Origin of the sequence: Pseudomonas fluorescens, from assembly GCF_000968015.1 — a bacterium.
Classification (GTDB): domain Bacteria; phylum Pseudomonadota; class Gammaproteobacteria; order Pseudomonadales; family Pseudomonadaceae; genus Aquipseudomonas; species Aquipseudomonas fluorescens_W.
This window is the reverse complement of record NZ_LACH01000038.1, coordinates 59,935-69,933: the sequence shown is the minus strand read 5'-3', so window position 1 is coordinate 69,933 and position 9,999 is coordinate 59,935. Positions and strand designations below refer to the sequence as shown.

The 9,999-nt window shown below is 60.5% G+C and carries 7 protein-coding genes; 4 read left to right on the top strand and 3 right to left on the bottom strand.

Going from position 1 to position 9,999, the window contains the following annotated elements:
* The first annotated feature begins 385 nt into the window (after positions 1–385).
* From VD17_RS17805 to VD17_RS17795, 3 genes are all read left to right on the top strand, one after another.
* Positions 386–3,661 (top strand): transglutaminase family protein, encoded by a 3,276-nt coding sequence (locus tag VD17_RS17805; protein ID WP_046054922.1) that lies wholly within the window; start codon positions 386–388, stop codon positions 3,659–3,661.
* Positions 3,662–3,749: 88 nt separating this feature from the next.
* Positions 3,750–6,236 carry a circularly permuted type 2 ATP-grasp protein gene (locus VD17_RS17800; RefSeq protein WP_046054921.1) on the top strand — a complete coding sequence of 829 codons (2,487 nt, stop codon included), beginning with the start codon at positions 3,750–3,752 and terminating at the stop codon, positions 6,234–6,236.
* A complete protein-coding gene (locus VD17_RS17795; RefSeq protein WP_046054920.1) occupies positions 6,236–7,126 on the top strand; it encodes a transglutaminase family protein in 891 nt (296 codons plus the stop codon). Before VD17_RS17800 ends, VD17_RS17795 begins: the two co-directional genes overlap by 1 nt.
* A gap of 223 nt (positions 7,127–7,349) precedes the next feature.
* Here the strand turns inward: VD17_RS17795 and VD17_RS17790 are convergent, their stop codons facing one another.
* Both VD17_RS17790 and VD17_RS17785 read right to left on the bottom strand, forming a co-directional pair.
* Positions 7,350–7,541, bottom strand: coding sequence for a hypothetical protein (locus VD17_RS17790; RefSeq protein ID WP_033055559.1), 192 nt, complete (start codon positions 7,539–7,541; stop codon positions 7,350–7,352).
* A gap of 68 nt (positions 7,542–7,609) precedes the next feature.
* Positions 7,610–8,197 (bottom strand): TIGR00730 family Rossman fold protein, encoded by a 588-nt coding sequence (locus VD17_RS17785; RefSeq protein ID WP_046054919.1) that lies wholly within the window; start codon positions 8,195–8,197, stop codon positions 7,610–7,612.
* Positions 8,198–8,540: 343 nt separating this feature from the next.
* On the opposite strand from VD17_RS17785, the gene azu reads away from it, so the two are divergent.
* A complete protein-coding gene (gene azu, locus VD17_RS17780) occupies positions 8,541–8,987 on the top strand; it encodes an azurin (protein ID WP_046054918.1) in 447 nt (148 codons plus the stop codon).
* Positions 8,988–9,169: 182 nt separating this feature from the next.
* On the opposite strand, the gene nadE is transcribed toward azu, so the two are convergent.
* A complete protein-coding gene (nadE, locus tag VD17_RS17775; RefSeq protein ID WP_046054917.1) occupies positions 9,170–9,997 on the bottom strand; it encodes an ammonia-dependent NAD(+) synthetase in 828 nt (275 codons plus the stop codon).
* Positions 9,998–9,999 lie beyond the last annotated feature (2 nt).

Here is a 9,999-nt window from a genome sequence, read left to right as displayed (position 1 = left end):
TTTCACACAGTCTGCTTCGGGTTGGCGTTTTGCGTTTCTGGCAGAGTGAAAACGTGTATCGAAGTCAGAAGGTGGGTTGTGGCGACTGGCCCCATCGCGAGCAAGCTCGCTCCCACAGGGGATAGTTGTCGGTTACAAATTTTGCGGACGGCTCGGACAAAGTGTGGGAGCGAGCTTGCTCGCGATGAGGCCGGAACAGCCGCTGCAAAAACCGGCTGACGGCTCCCGGTCGCCACATTTACGTGCAATTCTCCCCAAGCAATTTTCCGCATCGCCCGATTTTGGTGCTGTACTGCCTCAAGCAATCGGAGAAAGCGCCAGCGCTGCTGGATGGCATAAGTCTTGCGCGCTTTCCAATACGCTTAAGGCTCGCAGGAGGCACGCCGTGTCGATTCATGTCGCATTGCACCACGTCACGCATTACCGCTACGACCGCGCCGTCGAACTCGGTCCGCAGATCGTTCGCCTGCGCCCGGCCGCCCACAGTCGCACGCGGATACTGTCCTACGCGCTGAAAGTGTCGCCCGAGCAGCACTTCATCAACTGGCAGCAGGATCCCCAGGGCAATTACCTGGCGCGGTTGGTGTTCCCGGAGAAAACCGATGAGCTGCGGATCGAAGTCGATCTGCTGGCAGAGATGGCGGTCTTCAATCCGTTCGACTTCTTCCTTGAGCCCTACGCGGAAAAGATTCCGTTCGCCTACGCCGCGGATGAGCGCAAGGAGCTGGCGCCATACCTGGAAACCTTGCCCCTGACGCCGAAGTTCAAGGCGTACCTGGATGGCATCGACCGCACGCCGCTACCCAGTGTGGATTTCCTCGTTGCACTCAACCAGCGCCTGAGTGAAGACATTGGCTACCTGATTCGCATGGAGCCGGGCGTGCAGACGCCCGAACATACCCTCGAACATGCCTCCGGATCTTGCCGCGACTCCGCGTGGTTGCTGGTGCAGCTGTTGCGCAACCTCGGTCTGGCGGCGCGTTTCGTCTCCGGCTACCTGATTCAACTGACCGCCGACGTCAAAAGCCTCGACGGCCCGTCGGGCACTGACGTGGACTTCACCGACCTGCACGCCTGGTGCGAGGTCTATTTACCCGGTGCCGGCTGGATCGGCCTGGACGCGACGTCAGGGCTGTTTGCCGGTGAAGGACACATTCCGTTGGCCTGTAGCCCCGATCCGGGCTCTGCGGCACCGATCAGTGGCTTGGTTGAACCGTGCGAGTGCGAATTCACCCATGAAATGTCCGTGGAGCGGATTTGGGAAGCGCCACGGGTAACGAAGCCCTACACCGAAGACCAATGGCTGGCGATCCAGGCGTTGGGTTGGCAGATCGATGCCGACCTGCTGGAGGGTGACGTACGCCTGACCATGGGCGGCGAGCCGACCTTCGTTTCCATCGATGACCCGGACGGGGCCGAATGGAACACGGCGGCACTCGGGCCAGACAAACGACGGCTGTCCGCCGAACTGTTCCAGCGCATGCGCAAGCACTACGCGCCCCAAGGCCTGGTGCATTTCGGTCAGGGCAAGTGGTATCCCGGCGAGCAATTGCCGCGCTGGTCGCTGAACTGCTACTGGCGCCGCGACGATGTACCGATCTGGCACAACAGCGCGTTGATTGCCGATGAGCAGCAAGACTACGGTGCCGATGGCGAGTTGGCCGGACGTTTTCTGGCCAGCGTCGCCGAACGCCTGAAAATTCCGACACGCTTTGTATTTCCGGCCTACGAAGACAATTTCTATTACCTCTGGCGCGAAGGCACTTTGCCGCAGAACGTCAGCCCCGAAGACTCGCGTCTTGAAGAGCCTCTGGAGCGTGCGCGCCTGCGTAAAGTCTTCAGCCAGGGGCTGGACAAAGTCATCGGCCAGGTCCTGCCGCTGGCGCGCACCGCCAAAGGTGATCAGTGGCAAAGCGGCCGCTGGTATCTGCGCGATGAGCATTGCCGACTGGTGCCGGGGGATTCGCCGCTGGGCTATCGCTTACCGCTCGGCTCGCAGCCTTGGGTGAAAGCGGCGGAGTACCCGTTCATTCATCCTGTGGACCCGAATCAGGATTTCCCTGCACTGCCCGACACTGCACAACTTCAGAGCCAAGGCGAGCCCGCGGTTGCTGATGACCGCGCGCCGAAGATCGACGAATCCGCCGACTGGCTGACCCGCACGGCGTTCTGCGCCGAAGCGCGAGAAGGGCGGTTGTACCTGTTCATGCCGCCGCTGGAGCGGGTCGAGGATTATCTGGAACTGGTCAGTGCCATCGAAGCCACCGCCGAGGAATTGCATTGCCCGGTGTTGCTGGAAGGCTATGAGCCGCCGAGCGATCCGCGCCTGAGCAACTTCCGGATCACGCCTGACCCGGGCGTGATCGAGGTCAACGTGCAGCCGTCTGCCACGTGGGATGAGCTGGTCGAACGCACCGAATTTCTTTACGAAGAGGCACGCCAGACCCGACTGACCACCGAGAAGTTCATGATCGACGGCCGGCACACCGGCACTGGCGGCGGTAACCATTTCGTGCTGGGCGGCGCGACACCGGCTGACTCACCGTTTCTACGCCGCCCGGATTTGCTGCGCAGCCTGATCAGTTACTGGCATAACCACCCGTCCTTGTCCTACCTGTTTTCGGGATTATTCATCGGCCCGACGTCTCAGGCGCCACGGGTTGATGAAGCACGCAACGATGCGTTGTATGAACTGGAAATCGCCTTCGCCCAGATGCCTGAGCCGGGTGAGGAGTGCGCACCGTGGCTGGTGGATCGGCTGCTGCGCAACCTGCTGATCGACGTGACCGGCAACACTCACCGCGCCGAGTTCTGCATCGACAAACTGTATTCCCCGGACGGCGCTACCGGTCGCCTTGGGTTGCTCGAGTTGCGCGCCTTTGAAATGCCGCCCCATGCACGCATGAGTCTGGCGCAGCAGTTGTTGCTGCGGGCGCTGGTGGCGCGGTTCTGGCGCGAGCCTTATGCGCCGCCGAAACTGGCGCGCTGGGGCACAGAGCTGCACGATCGTTTCCTGTTGCCGCACTTTATCGAACAGGATTTCGCCGACGTCATCGTCGACCTGAATGCCGCCGGTTATCCCGTGCGCGCCGAGTGGTTTGCGGCGCATCTGGAGTTCCGTTTTCCCAAGGTCGGCGATTACGCCGTCAGTGGGATCGAGCTGGAATTGCGTCAGGCACTGGAACCCTGGCATGTGCTGGGCGAAGAGGGCGCAGTCGGCGGCACGGTACGTTACGTGGACTCGTCGCTGGAACGCTTGCAGGTCAAACTCACGGGCCTACCGCCGCAGCGTTATCTGCTGACGTGTAACGGCATCCCGGTGCCATTGCAACCCACCGGGCGGGTCGGCGAATTTGTTGCCGGCGTGCGTTTCCGTGCCTGGCAACCGGCCAACTGCCTGCAACCGACCATCCCGGTCCACGCGCCGTTGGTGTTCGACCTGCTCGACACCTGGATGCAGCATTCGCTGGGTGGCTGTCAGTACCACGTCGCCCACCCGGGCGGGCGCAACTACGACAGCTTGCCGGTGAACGCCAATGAAGCAGAGAGCCGGCGAATGGCGCGTTTTTTCCGCATCGGACATACGCCGGGGAAACTTCCTATACCCAATATGGAAATTAACGACGAGCTGCCGATGACTCTCGATTTACGACGCTTCTAAACCGTACGCGACGCTCGGATTTTTCGTATATCCGGGTGTCATGAGCCTGCGTTAGTCTGACCGTTCTTTGCTGTCTGCCGAGCTTTCCATGCCTGACCTGCTTGACCGCTACCCGCTGACGGCGGGCACTTATCATGAACTGCTCGACGACAGCGGCGCGGTGCGCCCGCACTGGCGTCGGTTGTTCGACCAATTGCAACGCAGCACACCAACGCAATTGGTGCAGCGTCAGGCGCTGCTGACCCGGCAGATCCAGGAAAACGGCGTGACTTACAATGTCTACGCCGACCCTAAGGGGGCCGATCGGCCGTGGGAACTCGATCTGCTACCGCATGTGATTGCTGCGGATGAATGGCAGCAGTTGTCAGCCGGGATCGCCCAGCGGGCACGCTTGCTGAATGCTGTGCTGGCAGATTTGTACGGCCCGCAACGGTTGATCGCTGAGGGCCTGCTGCCTGCTGAGCTGGTCTTCGGCCACAACAACTTCCTCTGGCCCTGTCAGGGCATCACACCGCCCGACGGGGCTTTTCTGCATCTGTATGCCGTGGATCTGGCGCGTACGCCTGACGGTCGCTGGTGGGTCACGGCGGATCGGACGCAAGCACCGTCCGGTGCCGGTTATGCGCTGGAAAACCGCACCATCGTGTCCCGGGCCTTTCCCGAGTTGTACCGCGATTTGAAAGTGCAGCACCTGGCCGGGTTCTTCCGCACGCTTCAGGAAACCCTGGCCCGCCAGGCGCCGAGTGATGACGAAGCGCCGCTGATCGTGCTGCTCACACCGGGGCGTTTCAACGAAAGCTATTTCGAACATTTGTACTTGGCTCGCCAGCTCGGTTATCCACTGGTAGAGGGCGGCGACCTGACCGTCCGGGATGCCACGGTCTACCTGAAAACCTTGAGCGGACTGCGCCGGGTCCACGCGATCATGCGCCGGCTCGACGATGACTTCTGCGATCCGCTGGAGCTGCGCACCGACTCGGCCCTTGGCGTGCCGGGATTGCTGGAAGCGGTACGCCGAGGCCGGGTTCTGGTGGCCAACGCCCTCGGCAGCGGCGTACTGGAGTCGCCGGGATTGTTGGGCTTCCTGCCGAGGATCAATCAATTCCTGTTCGGCGAAGAACTGATTCTGCCCTCCATCGCGACCTGGTGGTGCGGTGAAGCACCGGTGCTGGCTCAGGCCCTGGAAAAATTGCCGGAGTTGTTGATCAAACCGGCGTTCCCGTCACAGAGCTTCACTCCAGTATTTTGGCGTGATTTGAGTGAAAAACAGCGTCATGAACTGGCTGAGCGCATGCAGGCCCGGCCTTATGCCTATGTCGCGCAAGAATTGGCTCAGCTCTCTCAAGCCCCGATCTGGCAGGCTGAAGACGGTCATCTGCAACCTCGGGCTATTGGCATGCGCGTGTACGCCGTGGCCAGCCGTGAGGGTTATCGGGTTCTGCCCGGCGGTCTCACCCGGGTTGCCGCCGAGGCTGACGCCGAAGTGGTGTCGATGCAGCGCGGTGGCGCGAGCAAAGACACCTGGGTGTTGGGCGATCGCCCGCCGAGCGGCGAGCAATGGAAAACCCAGCGCACGATCGGTGTGCACGACCTGGTAAGACGCGATCCGTATCTGCCATCGCGAGTGGTGGAAAACTTGTTCTGGTTCGGGCGTTATTGCGAGCGTTGTGATGACAGCGCGCGGCTGCTGCGAATCATGCTGGCGCGTTATGTCGATGGCGATGATCCGCAAGCCCTGGAGGCGGCGGTCGATCTGGGCGAACGATTGATGTTGTTGCCCGATGAAGGCGAGTTGCCGGAGCGTTTGCTGGCGGCATTGCTCGGCGATGACTGGTCGTTCAGTCTGCGCTCCAACCTGCAACGTTTGCAGTGGGCGGCCTCGCAAGTGCGCGGCAAGCTCTCGCGGGAAAACTGGCAAGCGCTGGTGGAGCTGCAGCGCGAGGCTATGGAACTGGAAGCCGAAGAGCCGGATTTCGGCGAATTGCTGGATTTCCTCAACCGTCTGGTGATGTCCCTGGCGGCGTTATCCGGTTTCGCCCTCGACGACATGACCCGGGACGAAGGCTGGCGCTTCCTGATGATCGGCCGCCGGATCGAACGCCTGCAATTTCTCAGCGCCAGCCTGGCGGCATTTCTGCGCGGTGCCGGTGCTTTCGATCAGGCCGGACTGGAATGGCTGCTGGAACTGGGCAACAGCAGCATCACTTACCGTTCGCGGTATCTGGCGGTGGCGCAACTGATCCCGGTGCTCGACCTGTTGCTGCTCGACGAGCAGAACCCCCACGCGGTGCTGTTTCAGTTGAAACTGGTGACGCGTACCTTGAAACGCTTGAATGACGACTTCGGCGTGCCTCGCGAAGCGGGCTTGCCGCAGTTGGTGGAACGCTTGGCACAGTTCGATCTGGGATGCCTGGAGAACTCGCTGTTCGGCGAAGCCAGCGTTCGGGCAGCCATTGAGGGGCTGGCCGACCTGTTGCAAGAGATCGCCGACGCCAGCGGGCAAGTATCGGATCGTCTGGCCTTGCGCCATTTTGCCCACGTCGATGACGTCAGCCAGCGCACGGTGTCCGTCTGATGAGCGCCCATTACCAGATTCTCCACGACACCCATTATCACTACGACAGCCCGGTCTCTTTGGCTCAGCAGCTCGCGCACCTGTGGCCGCGGTCGTGTGCCTGGCAGCGCTGCACCGAGCAGCAACTGCAGATCAGTCCCGACCCGACTTCGCGCCGCGATGAACTGGATGTGTTCGGTAATCCGCTGACCCGGCTGGCGTTCGAGCGGCCGCACGATGAATTGCTGGTCAATGCCCGGCTCACCGTCGAAGTGCTGCCCCGGCCTGCGCTGGATTTCAATCAATCCCCCGCGTGGGAAGAAACCCGCAACGCGCTGACCTACAGCAGTCAGCCGCTTTCCCCCGAATTGCTGGAAGCGTGTCGTTACCGGTTCGAATCGCCCTACGTGCATTTGAAGCGCAACTTCGTCGAGTTTTCCGAAAGCTGTTTTCCACCGGGTCGGCCGCTGCTGTTGGGTGTTCAGGCGCTGATGGAGAAGATTTTCAGCGAATTCACCTTCGACGCTGAAGCGACCCAAGTGGCGACGCCGCTGGTGGAAGTGCTGGAGCGCCGGCGCGGTGTTTGTCAGGACTTCGCGCATCTGATGCTCGCGTGTGTGCGCTCCCGTGGGTTGGCAGCACGGTACATCAGTGGCTACCTGCTGACCCAGCCACCACCGGGCCAGCCGCGACTGATCGGCGCCGATGCGTCTCATGCCTGGGTTTCAGTGTTTTGCCCGGTGCTCGGTTGGGTGGATTTCGACCCGACCAACAACGTGCAGCCGGCGCTGGAACACATCACCTTGGCCTGGGGCCGGGATTTTTCCGATGTTTCGCCGTTGCGTGGGGTGATTCTTGGGGGCGGTAATCACGACCCGGAAGTCCGCGTCACCGTGATGCCACTGGAGTAATACACGGCCCCCTGTAGGAGTGAGCCTGCTCGCGAAAGCGATCTTTCAGCCACCAAGAAGTTGAATGTGCCAACGCTTTCGCGAGCAGGCTCGCTCCTACAGGGGGCTGTGCAGTTCTTCCGGGAAGGGGTATTTCAGAGGGGGCTGTGAGGGTCAGCAAAGTAACTGCTGACCCTGGACACAGATCCGGTGGGCCTGATCAGATCATCGGGCCCTGAGGGTCTCAGGCGTCGGGCGCCTGATCTTTCGGTGCTTCAACATCGTCTTCTGCGGTCACTTCACCTTCTGCATCCGGGTTCAGTGCGGCGGCTTCTTCTTCAGCTGTAGCTTTCTTGCGCTGAAGCTTTTCCTCTTTCTTCTGCTCCTTGGCCAAGTCTCTCTGACGTTTGGCGAAGGAATAATTGGGTTTAGCCATGGGCGATCCTCTGGGGTCGAAGGTGAGGTTGAGCGGCGCGTATTCTGCCCTGTATCGATGCCCAGCCGTTAGCTGGGTTTTTGCTCGAGCCACTTTGGCACCGCTGTCGGCTGCCAGGCGTCCAGCGCATCGAGCAGGGTTTGCGGCGATTCGCTCACTTGCAGCATGTCACGGTGCGGTTCGCGAACGAAGCCTTCGCCGACGATATGATCGAGAAAAGACGTCAATTTGCTGTAGAAACCGTTCACTTCCAGCAGCCCCAGCGGTTTGCCGTGGTAGCCGAGCTGGCCCCAGGTCCAGACTTCGAACAGTTCTTCCAGCGTGCCCAAGCCGCCGGGCAGGGCGATAAAGGCGTCACTGAGCTCGGCCATCCGCGCCTTGCGCGCATGCATGCCGTCGACCACTTCCAGGCGAGTCAGGCCGCTGTGACCGATTTCTTTGTCTTTGAGGCTTTGCGGGATGATCCCGATCACTTCGCCGCCGGCCGCCAGCGCTGCGTCGGCAACGATACCCATCAGTCCGACGGCGCCGCCGCCATAGACCAGCGTCAACTTACGCTCAGCCAATGCTCGCCCCAGGGCGACAGCCGCATCACGATAAGCCGGGTTGGTGCCAGTGCTGGCACCGCAAAATACACAAACGGACGCTAAAGACATGCCTTACTCCATGGTCAGGATGGCCACAGAGTAAAGGCACGCACGCGGTGTTCCAAGGTCTACACTTCGCGTTCAGGTGTTTCAAAGGTTCCGCTGGCGCCACAGGCGTAGGCGGTGAGCAAACTGCGCAACAGGCTATTAAGGGACATGACTGACGCTCCAGATGCGTGATGACGGCTTGATGATAGGGCCGCCCTAGACGTCTGGCTGGTAGATTGTTTCGATAGGTGTCATAGCCCGAAAGTTGTATACAATTTTTGATTCAGGTCATAGGAACTTGCGAAGTTTTCAGGCAGTCTTCTGTCCATTCGCACTTTTGTTAACCCTGCCTTGGAGATTCACCATGTTTGCCAAACTTGTTGCGGTATCCCTGCTGACGCTGGCCAGCAGCCAATTGATGGCTGCCGAGTGCAAGGTCACTGTCGACTCGACTGACCAGATGTCCTTCGATACCAAGGAAATCAGCATCGACAAGAGCTGCAAGACGTTCACCGTGGAGCTGAAACACTCCGGCAACCTGCCGAAAAACGTCATGGGTCATAACTGGGTGCTGAGCAAAGAGGCTGATATGCAGCCGATCGCCACCGCGGGCCTGGCCGCAGGCATCGAAAAGAACTACCTGCCGGAAGGTGACGCGCGCATCATCGCCCACACCAAAATCATCGGCGCCAAGGAAACCGACTCGGTGACCTTCGACGTGTCGAAGCTCGATGCTGCCGAGAAATACGGTTTCTTCTGCTCGTTCCCTGGCCACATCTCGATGATGAAAGGCACTGTGGTCCTGAAGTAATCGAATCGTTCTCATAAAAAAAGCGTCCACTAGGGACGCTTTTTTTTTTGCTAATTTTTGGGCCTGCCCGAATCCTTGTAGGAGCTGTCGAGTGAAACGAGGCTGCGATCTTTTGATCTTGCTTTTAAAGATCGCAGCCTCGTTTCACTCGACAGCTCCTACAGGTTTCTACAGGGGCAGAGTCAAGGTGCGAACGGCATCACACGCTTGTGATGAGTCTTTTTATACGTGTCACAAATAATCTTGAACGCTTCCTCACGCACCGGCTCGCCGTGCAAAAACGCATCGATCTCGGCGTAGGTCACGCCGTGGGACGCTTCGTCCGGTTTGCCGGGCGACAGGTCTTCAAGGTCGGCCGTCGGGATTTTTTCCACCAGCGATTCCGGCGCACCGAAGCTGCGGGCGATATTCCGGACCTGGTTTTTCACCAGACCGCTCAGTGGCGCCAGGTCGCACGCGCCATCACCGAATTTGGTAAAGAAACCCATCACTGCTTCGGCAGCGTGGTCGGTACCGATCACCAGGCCGTGGGCCGCGCCGGCGATGGTGTATTGGGCGACCATGCGCATCCGCGCCTTGGTGTTGCCGAGCACGAAATCCACCGAGACTGCGTGCTTGCCTTCAAAGGCCGCTACTTCACTGGCCAGGGCTTTGACCGCCGGGCCGATGTTCACGGTGTGGCGCTCGTCCGGGGCGATGAAGTCCACCGAAGCCTGGGCGTCGTGTTCGTCGAACTGGGTTTCGTACGGCAGACGCACGGCGATGAACTTGTAGCTGTCGTCGCCTGTGCGTGTGCGCAGTTCGCGCATGGCACGCTGGGCCAGGAGGCCGGCGGTCAGGGAATCGACACCACCGCTGATGCCGAGAACCAGGGTCTTGAGCCCGGAATTGACCAGGCAATCCTGGATGAAGGTAATCCGCCGGGTGACTTCAGCCTCGAGGGCGACCTGGTCGGCGAACGGCGGCTGGACCTTGAGCTGTTCAGCAATCTCACGCTGTTCGGCTTGCATGA